Annotated in this window: 18 protein-coding genes and 1 pseudogene; 18 read left to right on the forward strand and 1 reads right to left on the reverse strand. The window is 40.6% G+C overall.

Annotated elements, in window-relative coordinates:
- Positions 1 to 35: 35 nt before the first annotated feature.
- From FBF73_RS09305 to deoD, 7 genes are all read left to right on the forward strand, one after another.
- Positions 36 to 965, forward strand: coding sequence for a peptidase U32 family protein (locus FBF73_RS09305; RefSeq protein WP_136937647.1), 930 nt, complete (start codon positions 36 to 38; stop codon positions 963 to 965).
- A 105-nt stretch (positions 966 to 1070) separates the two neighbouring features.
- Complete coding sequence (rpiA, locus tag FBF73_RS09310; protein ID WP_136937648.1) at positions 1071 to 1754, forward strand: ribose-5-phosphate isomerase RpiA; 684 nt, start codon at positions 1071 to 1073, stop codon at positions 1752 to 1754.
- 23 nt (positions 1755 to 1777) lie between these two features.
- The gene (locus FBF73_RS09315) at positions 1778 to 2989 is read left to right on the forward strand and encodes a phosphopentomutase (protein WP_136937649.1); all 1212 of its coding nucleotides are present in this window, start codon (positions 1778 to 1780) and stop codon (positions 2987 to 2989) included.
- A 1-nt stretch (position 2990) separates the two neighbouring features.
- A complete protein-coding gene (locus FBF73_RS09320; protein WP_136937650.1) occupies positions 2991 to 3551 on the forward strand; it encodes a DUF1697 domain-containing protein in 561 nt (186 codons plus the stop codon).
- Complete coding sequence (locus FBF73_RS09325; RefSeq protein ID WP_136937651.1) at positions 3548 to 4357, forward strand: purine-nucleoside phosphorylase; 810 nt, start codon at positions 3548 to 3550, stop codon at positions 4355 to 4357. The genes FBF73_RS09320 and FBF73_RS09325 overlap by 4 nt, the downstream gene beginning before the upstream one ends.
- A 9-nt stretch (positions 4358 to 4366) precedes the next feature.
- Positions 4367 to 5080, forward strand: coding sequence for a LemA family protein (locus FBF73_RS09330; protein WP_136937652.1), 714 nt, complete (start codon positions 4367 to 4369; stop codon positions 5078 to 5080).
- 513 nt (positions 5081 to 5593) lie between these two features.
- Complete coding sequence (gene deoD, locus FBF73_RS09335; protein WP_136937659.1) at positions 5594 to 6304, forward strand: purine-nucleoside phosphorylase; 711 nt, start codon at positions 5594 to 5596, stop codon at positions 6302 to 6304.
- A 31-nt stretch (positions 6305 to 6335) separates the two neighbouring features.
- On the opposite strand, the gene pavA is transcribed toward deoD, so the two are convergent.
- Positions 6336 to 7991 carry an Rqc2 family fibronectin-binding protein PavA gene (gene pavA / locus FBF73_RS09340; RefSeq protein ID WP_136937653.1) on the reverse strand — a complete coding sequence of 552 codons (1656 nt, stop codon included), beginning with the start codon at positions 7989 to 7991 and terminating at the stop codon, positions 6336 to 6338.
- Between the two features lie 104 nt (positions 7992 to 8095).
- Here pavA and ybeY point away from each other — a divergent pair, with 104 nt between their 5' ends.
- From ybeY to FBF73_RS10275, 11 genes and pseudogenes are all read left to right on the forward strand, one after another.
- The gene (gene ybeY / locus FBF73_RS09345) at positions 8096 to 8593 is read left to right on the forward strand and encodes an rRNA maturation RNase YbeY (RefSeq protein ID WP_084878075.1); all 498 of its coding nucleotides are present in this window, start codon (positions 8096 to 8098) and stop codon (positions 8591 to 8593) included.
- Positions 8574 to 8969 (forward strand): diacylglycerol kinase family protein, encoded by a 396-nt coding sequence (locus tag FBF73_RS09350; RefSeq protein WP_136937654.1) that lies wholly within the window; start codon positions 8574 to 8576, stop codon positions 8967 to 8969. Before ybeY ends, FBF73_RS09350 begins: the two co-directional genes overlap by 20 nt.
- Positions 8970 to 8985: 16 nt before the next feature.
- Positions 8986 to 9885: a GTPase Era gene (gene era / locus FBF73_RS09355; RefSeq protein ID WP_000143264.1), complete on the forward strand. Its 900-nt coding sequence runs from the start codon at positions 8986 to 8988 to the stop codon at positions 9883 to 9885.
- 48 nt (positions 9886 to 9933) lie between these two features.
- Entirely contained in the window at positions 9934 to 10758 is an 825-nt protein-coding gene (mutM, locus tag FBF73_RS09360; RefSeq protein ID WP_084924523.1) for a DNA-formamidopyrimidine glycosylase, read from the forward strand.
- Positions 10758 to 11363: a dephospho-CoA kinase gene (gene coaE / locus FBF73_RS09365; RefSeq protein ID WP_136937655.1), complete on the forward strand. Its 606-nt coding sequence runs from the start codon at positions 10758 to 10760 to the stop codon at positions 11361 to 11363. The genes mutM and coaE overlap by 1 nt, the downstream gene beginning before the upstream one ends.
- 75 nt (positions 11364 to 11438) lie before the next feature.
- Positions 11439 to 11588: a 50S ribosomal protein L33 gene (gene rpmG, locus FBF73_RS09370; RefSeq protein WP_001809104.1), complete on the forward strand. Its 150-nt coding sequence runs from the start codon at positions 11439 to 11441 to the stop codon at positions 11586 to 11588.
- Positions 11589 to 11627: 39 nt separating this feature from the next.
- A complete protein-coding gene (secG, locus tag FBF73_RS09375; RefSeq protein WP_136937656.1) occupies positions 11628 to 11861 on the forward strand; it encodes a preprotein translocase subunit SecG in 234 nt (77 codons plus the stop codon).
- Between the two features lie 100 nt (positions 11862 to 11961).
- A complete protein-coding gene (gene rnr / locus FBF73_RS09380; protein ID WP_136937657.1) occupies positions 11962 to 14316 on the forward strand; it encodes a ribonuclease R in 2355 nt (784 codons plus the stop codon).
- Positions 14279 to 14746 (forward strand): SsrA-binding protein SmpB, encoded by a 468-nt coding sequence (smpB, locus tag FBF73_RS09385; protein ID WP_001051750.1) that lies wholly within the window; start codon positions 14279 to 14281, stop codon positions 14744 to 14746. The genes rnr and smpB overlap by 38 nt, the downstream gene beginning before the upstream one ends.
- Before the next feature lie 14 nt (positions 14747 to 14760).
- Positions 14761 to 15621, forward strand: coding sequence for an SAM-dependent methyltransferase TehB (gene tehB / locus FBF73_RS09390; RefSeq protein WP_136937658.1), 861 nt, complete (start codon positions 14761 to 14763; stop codon positions 15619 to 15621).
- Between the two features lie 251 nt (positions 15622 to 15872).
- Positions 15873 to 18184: pseudogene (locus tag FBF73_RS10275) on the forward strand (YSIRK-type signal peptide-containing protein); the annotation flags it as partial.

The raw sequence follows: 18184 nt of genomic DNA on the forward strand, positions 1-18184 counted from the left end.
AGCTGATTTTTGAGAAATGTGGTATAATTTTTCTTATGGAAAAGATTATCATTACAGCAACTGCTGAAAGTATTGAACAAGTTAAACAACTGCTCGAAGCTGGCGTAGACCGTATATATGTCGGTGAGAAAGATTTTGGCCTTCGTCTGCCGACAACCTTTAGTCATGACCAATTGCGTGAAATTGCTAAGTTGGTTCATGAAGCAGGTAAGGAATTGATCGTTGCAGTCAATGCCCTCATGCATCAAGATATGATGGACCGTATCAAGCCTTTCTTAGACTTTTTGGAAAAAATCAAGACAGACTACATTACGATTGGGGATGCAGGTGTCTTTTATGTGGTCAATCGCGATGGTTATTCCTTTAAGACTATCTACGATGCTTCAACCATGGTGACAAGCAGTCGTCAGATTAACTTCTGGGGACAAAAGGCTGGCGCATCTGAGGCTGTTTTGGCGCGTGAAATTCCATCTGCTGAACTCTTTAAAATGCCAGAGATTTTGGAAATTCCTGCTGAAGTTTTGGTTTACGGTGCTAGTGTTATTCACCATTCTAAACGTCCGCTCTTGCAAAACTACTATAACTTTACGCACATCGATGATGAAAAGACGCGTAAGCGTGACCTCTTCTTGGCTGAGCCAAGTGACCCTGAGAGCCATTATTCCATTTTTGAAGATAATCATGGTACCCACATTTTTGCCAACAATGACCTTGATTTGATGACAAAATTGACAGAATTGGTAGAGCATGGTTTTACTCACTGGAAATTAGAAGGTCTCTATACACCTGGTCAGAACTTTGTTGAGATTGCAAAACTCTTTATCCAAGCGCGTAGCTTGATTCAAGAGGGCAACTTTAGCCATGACCAAGCTTTCTTGCTGGATGAAGAAGTTCGTAAACTTCACCCTAAAAACCGTTTTCTTGATACAGGATTTTATGATTACGATCCTGATATGGTTAAATAGGACATCAAAACCCGAAATAAAAATGTTCGGGTTTTTCCAGTGTATCCATGAAATAAAAACGGATACATGTTATAATAAAAGTAGCTCTTTAATGGAGGTGTTTGAGTGGAAAATCTGAAGAAAATGGCAGCTATCAAGGCTGCTGAGTTTGTCAAGGATGGCATGGTTGTCGGACTTGGAACGGGTTCTACTGCCTATTATTTCGTAGAAGAAATTGGTCGTCGTATCAAGGAAGAAGGGTTGCAGATTACAGCTGTAACGACTTCTAGTGTGACTAGTAAACAGGCTGAAGGTCTTAATATCCCGCTCAAGTCTATTGACCAAGTAGATGTTGTCGATGTGACAGTCGACGGGGCGGATGAAGTGGATAGTCAGTTTAATGGAATCAAAGGCGGTGGGGGAGCCCTTCTCATGGAGAAGGTTGTCGCAACGCCCTCAAAAGAATATATTTGGGTAGTGGATGAAAGCAAGCTAGTCGAGAAACTGGGTGCTTTTAAATTGCCAGTAGAAGTGGTTCAGTATGGCGCAGAACAGGTCTTTCGTCGTTTTGAACGAGCTGGCTACAAACCAAGCTTCCGTGAAAAAGACGGCCAACGTTTTGTGACGGATATGCAGAATTTTATCATTGACCTTGCCTTGGATGTCATTGAAGATCCAATTGCTTTCGGACAAGAATTGGACCATGTCGTTGGCGTCGTGGAGCACGGCTTATTCAACCAAATGGTGGATAAGGTCATCGTTGCTGGACGATACGGGGTTCAGATTTTAACTTCAACAAAAGCAAACTAATCAAAGTAATAAGGAGACATACTATGCCAAAATTTAATCGTATTCACTTGGTGGTACTGGATTCTGTGGGAATCGGTGCTGCACCAGATGCCAATAACTTTGTCAATGCAGGAGTTCCAGATGGAGCTTCTGACACATTAGGACACATTTCAAAAGCAGTTGGTTTGAATGTCCCAAACATGGCTCAAATTGGTCTTGGAAATATTCCTCGAGAAACTCCTCTTAAGACTGTTCCAGCTGAAAGCAATCCAACAGGATATGCAACAAAATTGGAAGAAGTATCTCTTGGTAAGGATACCATGACTGGACACTGGGAAATCATGGGCCTTAACATTACAGAACCTTTCGATACTTTCTGGAATGGATTCCCAGAAGAAATCTTGACAAAAATCGAAGAATTCTCAGGACGCAAGGTTATTCGTGAAGCTAACAAACCTTACTCAGGAACAGCCGTTATCGATGACTTTGGACCACGCCAGATGGAAACTGGGGAGTTAATTATCTATACTTCAGCTGACCCTGTTTTGCAAATTGCTGCCCACGAAGACATCATTCCTTTGGATGAATTGTACCGTATCTGTGAATACGCTCGTTCGATCACCCTTGAGCGCCCAGCCCTTTTGGGTCGTATCATTGCCCGTCCATATGTTGGTGAGCCAGGTAACTTCACTCGTACAGCAAACCGTCGTGACTTGGCTGTATCTCCATTTGCATCGACTGTTTTGGATAAATTGAATGAAGCTGGTATCGATACTTACGCTGTTGGTAAAATCAATGATATCTTTAATGGTGCAGGAATCAATCATGACATGGGACACAACAAGTCAAATAGCCATGGAATTGATACACTATTGAAGACTATGGGACTTGCTGAGTTTGAAAAAGGATTCTCCTTCACAAACTTAGTTGACTTTGATGCCCTTTACGGTCACCGCCGCAATGCTCATGGTTACCGTGATTGCTTGCATGAGTTTGATGAACGCTTGCCCGAAATTATCGCAGCCATGAGAGAGAATGATCTTCTTTTGATTACTGCGGACCATGGAAATGACCCAACCTATGCAGGAACAGACCACACTCGTGAATATATCCCACTTTTAGCTTACAGCCCTGCCTTCAAAGGAAATGGTGTCATTCCAGTTGGACATTTTGCAGATATCTCAGCGACAGTTGCAGATAACTTTGGTGTGGAAACTGCCATGATTGGGGAAAGTTTCTTAGATAAATTGGTATAAGATGACGCGCTATGCTTTACTAGTTAGGGGCATTAATGTCGGTGGGAAGAATAAGGTTGTCATGGCGCAACTTCGTCAAGAATTGACAGAGTTGGGACTGGGAAAGGTTGAAACCTACATCAACAGTGGCAATATTTTCTTTACTTCGACAGATCCCAAAGCCCAATTGGTTGAAAAGTTAGAGGTATTCTTTGCAGTCCATTATCCATTTATTCAGAGCTTTTCTTTACTGAGTCTAGAGGAATTTGAAGCGGAACTTGAAAATCTGCCTGAATGGTGGACCAAAGATTTGGCACGAAAGGATGTTCTCTTTTACACTGAGGGCTTAGATGTGGATCAAGTGATCGAGAAAGTGAACGGTTTGGAACTGGAAGATGAAGTCGTTCATTTTGGAAAACTTGGTATTTTCTGGGGGAAATTCTCTGAAGAATCCTACTATGCAACTGCCTATCATAAGTACTTGCTCAAGATGCCCTTTTATCGCAACATTACCATTCGCAATGCTAAAACTTTTGAAAAAATCGGTCAAATGCTAAAAAATAATAAAGGAGACACACAATGACATTTTTAGATAAGATCAATGAAACAGCTGCCTTCCTGAAAGACAAGGGAATCCAAGCACCTGAGCTCGGTCTAATCCTTGGATCAGGTCTTGGAGAATTGGCAGAAGAGATCGAAAATCCAGTTGTAGTAGACTATGTTGAGATTCCAAACTGGGGCCGTTCGACAGTAGTCGGTCACGCTGGTAAATTGGTATATGGAGAACTTGCAGGTCGAAAAGTTTTGGCTCTTCAAGGTCGTTTCCATTTCTACGAGGGAAATCCTCTGGAAGTGGTGACTTTCCCAGTACGTGTGATGAAAGTTCTCGGATGTGAAGGTGTCATTGTAACCAATGCAGCTGGCGGTATTGGATTTGGTCCTGGTACCTTGATGGTTATCTCAGACCATATCAATATGACGGGGCAGAACCCATTGATGGGTGAAAACTTGGATGATTTTGGTCCACGTTTCCCAGATATGTCTAAAGCCTACACTCCAGAATATCGTGCTACTGCCCATGAAGTAGCTAAGAAACTTGGTATCAAGCTTGATGAAGGTGTCTATATCGGTGTAACTGGTCCGACTTATGAAACACCTGCAGAGATTCGTGCCTATAAGACATTGGGAGCAGATGCAGTTGGTATGTCTACTGTTCCTGAAGTTATTGTTGCAGCCCACTCTGGCTTGAAAGTTCTAGGAATTTCATGTATTACTAACCATGCTGCAGGTTTCCAAGAAGAACTCAACCACGAAGAAGTTGTAGAAGTGACTGAACGTGTTAAAGGCGACTTTAAAGGCTTGCTTAAAGCGATTCTTGCTGAATTGTAAGAGGGTATGATGTCAAATTTATTTAATAATCCATTTTTTCGAATTATCCGTGGGGTTTTGATAATTGTTCTCCTAACCTTGGTCTGGTTATTTATCTTTGCTGCCTTTAATAATTCTGGTAGTGAAACCAATTACGAGCCATTTCAAGGAGCATCAATTGTTTTAGCAGTTTTGAGTTATCTGATCATAGTCTTTCTGTTTCAATATCATAAAATTATTAACTTAAAAGAGTATATTCGGTCTTCCTATAGTGCAATTGAAATTAAAGAACAGTATGTTGAAAAATTAATTATCCAGCTTCGTGAATTAACTGATAAGATTGTGGACCATGAATTAAAAATGTCCATTCGAAAAAGCACTTCAGAATTACTAGAAGAAAAGCGATCTGTCAACAATTCTACAAACGATGAAAATGAGGCAAATCATTCGGAGTCAAAGCGTAAATTTTATGGAGAGTCTGGAACTTCTTCCAGACATGAACACTCTTCTATTGTAGAAGATACGAAGAATAAAATTTTAGAACAGATTGAAAGAGATACCAGTGTTACTGCTGATCAAAGTATCAAGGATTTGATAGCGGAAATAAAAGAATCAGAAGTACTGGTTGCAAATCAAAAATTACACTACAATGAGATGGTGTCGGAATACAATAAGGCGATTTATAGTTTGCCTTTAGCTTTTTTCAGAACAACTATAGGTCTATTTGAAAAAGAGTACCTATAATTTACGATTAGTATCAAAAGTCAAGATTCTATTTAAAACTTAAAAAATTATAGAAAGGTAGAGTGAAGTGCTCTGATTTGAACACGATCGGAAAACTTTTCTAGAAATTCAGAAAGGAAGGGGAGTTCGGGTTTGAATTGAACTCGGACTGTTCTCTTCTATATCATAAAAATTAAGAAAGAAAGAATTGCCCCCCTAAAAGCAGTTGGAAAAAGATAGTTGGTCTAGCGAGCATCGCTCACTGCACCCAACTCCTATTTTCCCTTCGCTTTTTGACGGGTTTGGTATCCTTTTGACTATCACATTTAGAATAAAGAAAGGTAGAGCGTGTGTTCTGATTTGAACACGATCGGAAAACTTTTCATAACAAAAAAAGAAAGGATGGGTAAACCGTATTTGCTGAACTGAATACGGGCGGAGAACTGTGTAAAAAAGATAAACTGTCTAGCATCTACGATGCTTCGTCAGTTTCCTATTTTTACTTTGTTCTCTGTCGCCCTTTATATCTTAACTATGTCTATCCATATTGCTGCTAAGCAGGGTGAAATTGCTGATAAAATTCTTCTTCCTGGGGATCCTCTTCGTGCTAAATTTATTGCGGAGAACTTCCTTGAAGATGCTGTTTGTTTTAACGAAGTGCGAAACATGTTTGGTTACACTGGTACTTACAAGGGTCACCGTGTGTCTGTCATGGGAACTGGGATGGGGATGCCATCTATTTCGATTTATGCGCGTGAGTTAATTGTTGACTACGGAGTAAAAAAATTGATTCGTGTGGGAACTGCAGGTTCTTTGAATGAAGACGTTCATGTCCGTGAATTGGTTTTGGCGCAGGCAGCTGCAACCAACTCAAACATCGTCCGTAATGACTGGCCACAGTATGATTTTCCACAAATTGCTAGCTTTGATTTGTTAGATAAGGCCTATCATATCGCTAAAGATTTCGGTATGACCACCCACGTTGGGAACGTTTTGTCATCTGATGTCTTCTATTCAAACTATTTTGAAAAGAATATCGAGCTTGGTAAATGGGGAGTCAAGGCTGTGGAAATGGAAGCAGCAGCTCTCTACTATTTGGCAGCCCAACATCATGTTGACGCCCTTGCTATCATGACTATCTCTGATAGTTTGGTCAATCCAGATGAAGACACAACTGCAGAAGAACGCCAAAATACCTTCACAGATATGATGAAGGTTGGATTGGAAACCTTAATTGCAGAGTAAAATGCAAAAGAAAATCCTGATTTCAAGTAAATCAGGATTTTTTCATGGATGCAATTTTTTCTGGGTCTGGTGTGACACGGAGGGTCTTTTGTCCTGTGTAAGTGACAAAGCCGGGTTTTCCACCAGTTGGTTTGTTGAGTTTCTTGACTTCAATCATATCTACCTGCACCAGATTTGACAAGCGACCTTGAGAGAAGTATGCGGCCAGCTCTGCTGCGTCTGTCTTGACTTCATCAGATGGGTCTAGGTTGCCTGAGATGACAACATGGCTTCCAGGGATATCCTTGGCATGGAACCAAAGTTCCTCCTTGCGGGCCATTTTAAAGGTTAGCTCCTCGTTTTGAAGATTGTTTCTACCGACATAGATGATGGTTTTGCCATCGCTTGCTATATATTGTTCTGGTTTTTTGCGTTTCTGGATTTTCTCCCGTTGCCTTCTGCGAATAAAGCCTGTTTGGATCAATTCTTCACGGATTTCAGCGATTTCTTCCAGCCCAGCTTGGTTGAGAACAGTTTCCACACTTTCCAGATAGAGAATGGTTGCCTTGGTTTCCTCAATCAGATCAGTCAAGTATTTGACAGCTTCTTTTAATTTCTGATAACGTTTAAAGTAGCGTTGGGCATTCTGGTTGGGAGTCAGAGCCTTATCAAGCGCAATCGTGATAGGTTGGTTGGTGTAGTAGTTGTCTAGGATAACCTGGTCTTGGTCGTTAGGCACTTGGTGGAGGAAGGTTGTTAGCAATTCTCCTTTTTGGCGAAATTCTTCAGCATTGTCTGTCGCCAGTAACTCTTTTTCTTGTTTTGTCAGCTTATGGCGATTTTTCTGAAGTTCATTTTCAACACGACGAATGAGTTCACTGGCTTGCTGTTTGACGCGGTCGCGCTCAGCCTTATCCTTATAGTAGGTGTCCAACAAATCAGAAAGACTGGCAAAAGGCTCTCCCACCCGATTTGCAAAAGGAACTGGACTGAAGGAAGTCTCAGTCAAGCATGGCTTGGTTTCTTGATTGAAAAAGTTTCGGAAAGTGGAAAGTTTTTCACTAACCAGTATCCTTTCCAATTCATTTGCCGTGTCGCGTCCCAGACCTTGAAAGAGGTTTTGAAGATTTTTAGCTGTCGTTTCCTGTGTTTGCAGGATTTCAAAGAGTTTCTCGTCCTTGACCGTGAAAGGATTGAGCGCTTCCGTACTTGGCGGAGCGATATAGGTCGATCCAGGAAGCAAGGTACGGTAGCTATTTTGTGAAAAGCCAACATGTTTGATAACTTCGAGGATTTTATGACTGCTTTTATCGACCAGTAGAATATTACTGTGTTTCCCCATAATTTCGATAATCAAGGTAGCCTGAATATGGTCTCCAATCTCGTTTTTATTGGAAACCGTGATTTCCACAATTCGGTCATTTTCCACTTGCTCAATTGATTCAATCAGGGCACCCTGCAAATACTTTCTCAAAACCATGATAAAGGTAGAAGGCTGGGCTGGGTTTTCAAAAGTTGTTTGGGTCAGCTGAATGCGTCCAAAAACAGGATGGGCAGAAAGGAGCAGGCGATGGCTTTGGCGATTGCTGCGGATTTGCAAGACCAACTCTTGTTCAAAAGGCTGATTGATTTTCTGGATGCGACCGTTCACTAACTCTCTTCGCAATTCCTCAACCATGTGGTGTAAAAAAAATCCGTCAAATGACATCGTTCTCTCCTTGTGATTGTATTCCATAGTATTATATCAAAAAGGTAGAATAAAATCATGGAAATGTGGTATAATAAAGCCAAGTAAAGAGAAACGAGAAGCACATGTATATTGAAATGGTAGATGAAACTGGTCAAGTTTCACAAGAAATCTTGCAACAAACCCAAGAAATTTTGGAATTTGCAGCCCAAAAATTAGGCAAAGAAGACAAGGAGATGGCAGTTACCTTTGTGACCAATGAACGTAGTCATGAACTCAATCTGGAGTACCGTGACACAGATCGTCCGACAGATGTCATCAGCCTTGAATATAAGCCAGAGTTGGACATTGCCTTTGACGAAGAGGATTTACTTGAAAATCCAGAATTGGCAGAGATGATGTCTGAGTTTGATGCCTATATTGGGGAACTGTTCATCTCTATTGATAAGGCACATGAGCAGGCCGAGGAATATGGCCACAGCTTTGAGCGTGAGATGGGCTTCTTGGCAGTACACGGCTTTTTACATATCAACGGCTATGATCACTACACTCCGGAAGAAGAAGCGGAGATGTTCGGTTTACAAGAAGAAATTTTGACAGCCTATGGACTTACAAGACAATAAACGAAAATGGAAAAATCGTGACCTGATATCCAGTTTAGAATTTGCCCTCACAGGAATTTTTACTGCCATCAAGGAAGAACGCAATATGCGAAAACATGCAGTGATGGCTCTTGTAGTCATTCTTGCAGGTTTTGTTTTTCAGGTGTCACGAATCGAATGGCTCTTTCTCCTATTGAGCATTTTTTTGGTAGTAGCCTTTGAAATTATCAACTCTGCTATCGAAAATGTGGTGGATTTGGCCAGTCACTATCACTTTTCCATGCTGGCTAAAAATGCTAAGGATATGGCGGCTGGTGCGGTATTAGTGGTCTCTCTTTTTGCAGCCTTAACAGGCGCATTGATTTTTCTCCCACGAATCTGGGATTTATTATTTTAAACAGTAAGAGGAAATTATGACTTTTAAATCAGGCTTTGTAGCCATTTTAGGACGTCCCAACGTTGGGAAGTCAACCTTTTTAAATCACGTTATGGGGCAAAAGATTGCCATCATGAGTGACAAGGCGCAGACAACGCGCAACAAAATCATGGGAATTTACACGACTGATAAGGAACAAATCGTCTTTATCGACACACCAGGGATTCACAAGCCTAAAACAGCTCTCGGAGATTTCATGGTTGAGTCTGCCTACAGTACCCTTCGTGAAGTGGATACTGTCCTATTCATGGTGCCTGCTGATGAAGCGCGTGGTAAGGGCGATGATATGATTATCGAGCGTCTCAAGGCTGCCAAGGTTCCTGTGATTCTGGTGGTGAACAAGATCGATAAGGTTCATCCAGACCAGCTTTTGTCTCAGATTGATGATTTCCGAAATCAGATGGACTTTAAGGAAATCGTTCCAATCTCAGCCCTTCAGGGCAATAACGTGTCTCGTCTAGTGGATATTTTGAGTGAAAATCTGGATGAAGGATTCCAGTATTTCCCGTCTGATCAAATCACAGACCATCCAGAACGTTTCTTGGTTTCAGAAATGGTTCGCGAGAAAGTCTTGCACCTAACTCGTGAAGAGATTCCGCATTCTGTCGCAGTAGTTGTGGATTCTATGAAACGAGACGAAGAGACAGACAAGGTTCATATCCGCGCAACTATCATGGTCGAGCGAGATAGCCAAAAAGGGATTATCATCGGTAAAGGTGGTGCTATGCTTAAGAAAATTGGTAGTATGGCCCGTCGTGATATCGAACTCATGCTAGGAGACAAGGTCTTCCTAGAAACCTGGGTCAAGGTCAAGAAAAACTGGCGCGATAAAAAGCTAGATTTGGCTGACTTTGGCTATAATGAAAAAGAATACTAAGTAGAGGTGGGCTCATGCCTGCTTCTTGTTTTTACAGAAGGAGGACTTATGCCTGAATTACCTGAGGTTGAAACTGTTCGACGTAGCTTGGAAAAATTGATTTTGGGAAAGAAGATTTCGAGTATAGAAATTCGCTATCCCAAGATGATTAAGACAGATTTGGATGAGTTTCGCAAGGAAGTGCCTGGTCAAGTTGTTGAGTCAATGGGACGTCGTGGTAAATATTTACTTTTCTACCTGACAGACAAGGTCATGATTTCCCATCTGCGAATGGAAGGCAAGTATTTTTATTATCCAGACCAGGTTCCTGAACGAAAGCATGCCCATGTTTTCTTTCAGTTTGAAGATGGTGGCACGCTTGTTTATGAGGATGTACGCAAGTTTGGAACCATGGAACTCTTGGCTCCTGACCTTTTGGAAGCCTACTTTATTTCTAAAAAATTAGGTCCTGAACCAAGCGAACAAGACTTTGATGCGCAGGTCTTTCAAGCTGCCCTATCCAAGTCCAAAAAGCCTATCAAATCCCATCTTTTAGACCAGACTTTGGTAGCTGGACTTGGCAATATCTATGTGGATGAGGTTCTCTGGCGAGCTCAGGTTCATCCAGCAAGACCTTCCCAGACTTTGACATCAGCAGAAGCGACAGCTATTCATGACCAGACCATTGCTGTATTGGGACAGGCTGTTGAAAAAGGTGGTTCTACCATTCGGACCTATACCAATGCCTTTGGGGAAGATGGAACCATGCAGGATTTTCATCAAGTCTATGACAAGGCTGGTCAAGAATGTTCACGTTGTGGCACCATCATTGAGAAAATCCAACTAGGTGGACGAGGCACCCACTTTTGTCCAAACTGCCAAAGGAGGAGCTGATGGGGAAAATCATCGGAATCACAGGAGGAATTGCCTCTGGTAAGTCAACAGTGACAAATTTTCTAAGAAAGCAAGGCTTTCAAGTAGTGGATGCCGACGCAGTCGTCCACCAACTACAGAAACCTGGTGGTCGTCTGTTTGAAGCTCTAGTCCAGCACTTTGGTCAAAAAATTATCTTAGAAAATGGAGAACTCAATCGCATTCTCCTAGCTAGTCTCATCTTTTCAAATACTGATGAACGAGAATGGTCTAAGCAAATTCAAGGAGAGATTATCCGTGAGGAACTGGCTACTTTGAGAGACCAATTGGCTCAGACAGAAGAGATTTTCTTCATGGATATTCCCCTACTTTTTGAGCAGGACTACGTCTCTTGGTTTGATGAGACTTGGTTGGTCTATGTGGACCGAGATGTCCAAGTAGAACGCTTAATGAAAAGGGACCAGTTGTCCGAAGATGAAGCTGAGTTTCGTCTGGCAGCCCAGTGGCCTTTAGAGAAAAAGAAAGATTTGGCCAGTTATGTTCTAGATAACAATGGCAGTCGTGATCAGCTTGTGAGTCAAGTAGTTACTCAACTTAAAATAATTGAGAGTCAGTTAATAGATTAGCTTAGAAGAAGTATCTTAGCATTATTTATTAAATGTAGCTAAAAATAGAGTATTATCAAAAGTAAAGGAAATCTAGTGCGAGTAAAAATTAATCTCAAATGCTCCTCTTGTGGCAGTATCAATTACCTAACCAGTAAAAATTCAAAAACTCATCCAGACAAGATCGAGGTTTTAAAGTATTGTCCCAAGGAAAGAAAAGTAACCCTACATCTTGAATCTAAGTAGATTTTATGGTAAAATAATAGGGATTTTAAGGAGTTTGATATGTATAACCTATTATTAACCATTTTATTAGTATTATCTGTTGTGATTATGATTGCGATTTTCATGCAACCAACCAAAAACCAATCCAGCAATGTATTTGATGCCAGCTCAGGTGATTTGTTTGAACGCAGTAAAGCACGCGGTTTTGAAGCTGTAATGCAGCGTTTGACAGGGATTTTAGTCTTTTTCTGGCTAGCCATTGCCTTAGCATTGACGGTATTATCAAGTAGATAAGAAAATAATGGGCAGGACTAGGTCTTTGCCTCTTTTTATTTTTAAAAGATATTTGAGAAGGTTTTACAGTAAAAGAAAATAAAAAATCTAGAAAGAAAATATGAAAGATAGAATAAAAGAATATTTACAAGACAAGGAAAAGGTAACTGTCAATGACTTGGCTCAGGCTTTGGAAAAAGATGGTTCCAAGGATTTTCGTGAGTTGATTAAAACCTTGTCCCTAATGGAAAGAAAGCACCAGATACGCTTTGAAGAAGATGGAACTTTGACCTTGGAATCCAAGAAAAAACACGAGATTACTCTCAAGGGGATTTTTCATGCTCATAAAAATGGCTTTGGTTTTGTCAGTCTAGAAGGCGAGGAGGACGACCTTTTTGTAGGGAAAAACGATGTCAACTATGCTATTGATGGCGATACCGTTGAGGTCGTCATCAAGAAAGTCGCTGACCGCAATAGGGGAACAGCAGCAGAAGCCAAAATTATCGATATTCTAGAACACAGTTTAACAACCGTTGTAGGTCAAATCGTTCTAGATCAGGAAAAGCCTAAGTATGCTGGTTACATCCGCTCAAAAAATCAGAAAATCAACCAACCGATTTACGTTAAGAAACCAGCTCTAAAACTAGAGGGAACAGAAGTTCTCAAGGTCTTTATCGATAAATACCCAAGCAAGAAACATGATTTCTTTGTCGCTAGTGTCCTCGATGTGGTGGGGCATTCAACGGATGTCGGAATTGATGTTCTTGAGATTTTGGAGTCTATGGACATTGTCTCAGAATTTCCAGAGGCTGTTGTCAAGGAAGCAGAAAGTGTGCCTGATGTTCCATCTCAAAAGGATATGGAAGGCCGTCTGGATCTAAGAGATGAGATTACCTTTACCATTGACGGTGCTGACGCCAAAGACTTGGACGATGCGGTGCATATCAAGGCTTTAAAAAATGGGAATTTGGAGCTTGGAGTTCACATCGCAGATGTTTCCTATTATGTAACTGAGGGCTCTGCCCTTGACAAGGAAGCCCTTAATCGTGCGACTTCTGTCTATGTGACAGACCGTGTGGTCCCAATGCTTCCAGAACGACTGTCTAATGGAATTTGCTCCCTCAATCCCCAAGTTGACCGCCTGACCCAGTCTGCCATTATGGAGATTGATAAACATGGTCGTGTGGTCAACTATACCATTACACAAACAGTTATCAAGACTAGCTTCCGTATGACCTATAGCGATGTCAATGATATCCTAGCTGGCGATGAGGAAAAGAGACAAGAATATCAGAAAATTGTTCCAAGTATCGAACTCATGGCCAGGCTTCATGAAACTTTAGAAAACATGCGTATGAAACGTGGTGCTCTCAATTTTGATACCAATGAGGCTAAGATTTTAGTGGATAAGCAAGGTAAACCTGTTGATATCGTTCTTCGTCAGCGTGGTGTTGCCGAGCGCATGATTGAGTCCTTTATGCTGATGGCTAATGAAACAGTTGCCGAGCATTTTAGCAAGCTGGACTTACCTTTTATCTATCGAATTCACGAGGAGCCAAAGGCTGAAAAGGTTCAGAAGTTTATTGATTATGCTTCGAGTTTTGGCTTGCGCATTTATGGGACTGCCAGTGAGATTAGCCAGGAGGCCCTCCAAGACATCATGCGTACTGTTGAGGGAGAACCTTATGCAGATGTATTATCCATGATGCTTCTTCGCTCCATGCAGCAGGCTCGTTATTCGGAGCACAATCACGGCCACTATGGATTAGCGGCTGACTATTATACTCACTTTACTAGTCCGATTCGTCGTTATCCAGACCTTCTTGTTCACCGTATGATTCGTGATTACGGTCGTTCTAAAGAAATAGCCGAGCATTTTGAACAAGTGATTCCAGAGATTGCGACTCAGTCTTCCAACCGTGAGCGTCGTGCCATTGAGGCTGAGCGTGAAGTCGAAGCCATGAAAAAGGCTGAGTATATGGAAGAATACGTGGGCGAAGAGTACGATGCGGTTGTGTCCAGCATTGTCAAGTTTGGTCTCTTTGTTGAATTGCCAAACACGGTTGAAGGCTTGATTCACATCACAAATCTACCTGAATTTTACCATTTCAACGAACGTGATTTGACTCTTCGTGGGGAGAAATCGGGAACAACCTTCCGTGTCGGACAGCAGATTCGCATTCGGGTTGAAAGAGCTGATAAGATGACGGGTGAAATTGACTTCTCTTATATCCCAAGTGAGTTTGATGTGATTGAAAAAGGCTTGAAACAGTCTAATCGTAATGATAGAGGGCGTGGTTCAAGTCGTCGTTCAGATAAGAAGGAAGATAAGAGAAAATCAGGACGCTCAAATGATAAGCGCAAGCATTCACAAAAAGACAAGAAGAAAAAAGGAAAGAAACCTTTTTACAAGGAAGTAGCTAAGAAAGGAGCCAAGCATGGCAAAGGGCGAGGGAAAGGTCGTCGCGCAAAATAAAAAGGCGCGCCACGACTATACAATCGTAGATACGCTAGAAGCAGGAATGGTCCTGACTGGAACTGAAATCAAGAGTGTACGAGCTGCTCGAATCAATCTCAAGGATGGCTTTGCCCAAGTAAAAAATGGAGAAGTCTGGCTGAGCAATGTTCATATCGCTCCTTACGAAGAGGGCAATATCTGGAACCAAGAACCAGAACGTCGTCGTAAACTCCTGCTCCATAAGAAACAAATCCAAAAATTAGAACAAGAGACTAAAGGGACAGGAATGACCCTGGTTCCTCTTAAAGTTTATATCAAAGATGGTTATGCCAAGCTCCTTTTAGGTTTAGCTAAAGGGAAGCATGACTATGATAAACGGGAGTCAATCAAACGTCGTGAGCAGAATCGCGACATTGCGCGCGTGATGAAAGCTGTTAATCAGCGATAAAAAGAGGAATGAAGATGGAAAAATTAGTTGCCTATAAACGTATGCCTTTGTGGACTAAAGAAACCATGCCAGAGGCTGTTCAGCAAAAACACAATACCAAGGTTGGGACTTGGGGCAAGATTACTGTTCTAAAAGGAACTCTCAAGTTTATTGAATTGACAGAGGATGGCGAGGTTCTAGCTGAGCATCTCTTTGAAGCGGGGGCTGACAATCCAATGGCGAAACCACAAGCCTGGCACCGAGTGGAGGCTGTAACAGACGATGTGGAATGGTATTTGGAATTTTATTGTAAACCTGAGGATTATTTCCCTAAGAAATACAATACCAATCCTGTTCATTCAGAGGTCCTAGAGGCTATGCAGACAGTAAAACCAGGGAAAGTCTTGGATTTGGGCTGTGGTCAGGGGCGTAATTCCCTCTTTCTAACCCAGCAAGGTTTTGATGTGACAGCTGTGGATCAAAATGAACTGGCCCTTGAAATCTTACAAAGCATTGTGGAGCAAGAAGACCTGGACATGCCTGTTGGTCTCTACGATATCAATTCAGCTAGCATTGGGCAAGCTTATGATTTCATCGTATCGACAGTTGTTTTGATGTTTTTGCAAGCAGACCGCATTCCTGCAATTATTAAAAATATGCAGGAGAAAACCACTATTGGTGGCTACAATCTTATCGTCTGTGCCATGGACACGGAGGATTATCCTTGTTCAGTGAACTTCCCATTCACCTTTAAAGAAGGAGAATTGGCAGACTATTACAAGGCCTGGGAATTGGTTAAGTACAATGAAAATCCAGGCCATTTGCACCGTCGTGACGAAAATGGCAATCGTATTCAACTACGCTTTGCGACCATGCTAGCTAAGAAAATCAAGTAAATATGTATGAATGTTGGGGAAATATCCAACCTTTTTATAAATGTTGTGAAAATTTAATATTTCTGACAATATAATTTTTATTTCAAGAACTACTCTAATTATGGAATAAAACCACTTTTATGTTTATATGTATGCATAAAAATTATAATAAATTAAAAAATATTAAAAAATATGAAATAGCAGCTATTGAATTATTATAATAAAAGTGTATTATAAAGCGTGATACAAATATTTATTTTGGAGGAAATTAGATGTTTCATAAAGGTAAACACGATCGTGAAAAACAATTACGTTTTTCTATTCGTAAGGTCAGCTTTGGTGCAGCTAGTGTCGCAGTAGCTGCATTGTTCATGTTTTTAGGAAATGGAGCAGTATCTGCTGCAGAGCAAGGGGTGCCTTCAACTAATGGGGAGACTCAAGCACAGCAACCTAAAGATCAGAATGCCCAGAATGGGACCTACGAAGGGAACACAGTAGCCACTAGTCCTGCTGCAACAGTAGAGACAAATACTCAACCTTCAAAAGTTGAAAATAGTCCTTCTCCAGAATCAGCACCTCAGAAGGTGGGGACTCTAGATAAGAAAGAATTAACAGATTTAATCAGAGAAATTGATGGAAAGTTTGCTAAAGGAACATATGCTACTAAGACAGAAGAAAGCGTTAACAATCTTAGAACTGTCTTAGAAGAAGCAAGAACTGATTTAAGCACTGCAACAACTCAAACTGAATTAACTGTAGCATATAGACAGTTAATTACAGCGACATCAAAATTGCAAACAAAATCTGAAAAGAAAAAAGAACAAGCAGTAGATAATCCAAGTGACAAAGGAAGTGAAGGCAAAAAAAATGCTAGCACTGAAAAGACTTTGCAGTCTAATTCTATTGTAAACTCAGGTTCTAGAGATGAACGTAATGGGAAAGCATTGGATGCCAATAATCCATTCCGTACGGATGCGGCTACAACGAATACGGATCCTACTGCGAATCAAACTTATACAGCACCTGCGGCTGATGCGAATTTAGAGACATTATCGAATGAATTAAAAAATCTACCAAATATAATTGAAAATAATAAAAAAGTTCAAGATATGGATACTTTAGGAAATGCTCTAAACGTTGAAAAAGGTAGTGTTAAAGAAATTAATGAATTCGGTGGATGGAAGGCAGTTGGCGATAATGGTAAATTTGCAATTGCTAGAAAAACAGAAGCTGGAGTATTTCCAATTGAAACTGTTAATACAGTATGGGCAGATAGTACTAAATCATATGTTACATGGGTATTAGAACAGTCTTTCAATAGAGATAGTGACTATATGTTATTCCTATCCAAAGTAAGAACAAAGGCTAGTAGCACAGAAGAAGCTTATGATAATTCTACTTATGTTTCTACTGGTCAAGGAAATAAAATAGCTAAAGGTGTTAAAGGATTTGATGGAATTCAAAAAACATTTAAAGCCTATTCAAAAGAACATGGATCTAAAGTTATTGTGTCATTTAGGACTGGATATACTGGAGATATTGATGGTACTAAAGCATAATATAAAGTAGAAGTAATTATTAACCGTAATGGACAAGAAGAAAAATTATATAATCAGACATTTACACCAGAAGTATCCAAAACAAATACTGAGATGACGGTAGTAAAAGCAAGTGATGGAAAAAATAGTCCTCAAAGCTTTAGTACACCAGGAACTCCACTCCCAACAAAAGCGGAGCTTGAAGCAAAAATAGCTAATAATAAACCAAATGGTACGGGAGGAACATTTAAAAGTAAGGAGATTGAACTACCTGAAGGTGTTACTGAGTATACAGTACGTATTAGCTCTGCAGATAATCTTCACTTAGGAATGGGATATCAATCACCATATAGACACTATGCACTTCCAGTTACTGGATCAGATTTCAATGTTGATCAAGATACTGGTACAATCGCAAAAGATTTACTATCTCGTATTTACGATAAATTAAAAGCAACGGAATCAGCAGATACTGATGGAAAAACAAATGAAACAAAAGCTGCATATTTGGCTGAATTAGAAAATATTAAGACGCTTGTAACAAGTACTGATGTTAAGAAAACAGTAGAATATAAAGAAGCATTAGAAGCTATCTTATCTAAGCAACTGGCATTAAAAGTTGATAAAACAGTTTTAAAAAATGCAAAAGAAGCATTAAATACTTTAGCAACAGAAGCAGATCCAACAACAGGAAAAACTGCAGATAGTGCAAAAACATATAATGATGCGAAAACAGCTGCCCAAGAAGCGATTCAAGCAGCCCAAACAGTTATTGACAATACAGATGCAACTGTAGCTCAAGTAAAAGAAGCTTTAAATAAAGTTAATGAGAAGAAAGCAGCATTAGAAGCAGCGAAACAAGCTTTAGTAGAAGCAGTAACTCCAGTAGGTAAAGAAAAAGCTCTAGAAGCCATCCAAGCAGCATCAGAAGCTAAGATTGCGTCAATTGATAAGAACGCTAAATTGTCAGACGATGAAAAAGCAGCAGCGAAAGCCGAAGTAGCGAAAGCAGCCATCGCAGCCGTAAATGCTATCAATGAAGCGAA

The organism is Streptococcus mitis, assembly GCF_005144795.1.
Classification (GTDB): Bacteria; Bacillota; Bacilli; order Lactobacillales; family Streptococcaceae; genus Streptococcus; species Streptococcus mitis_BB.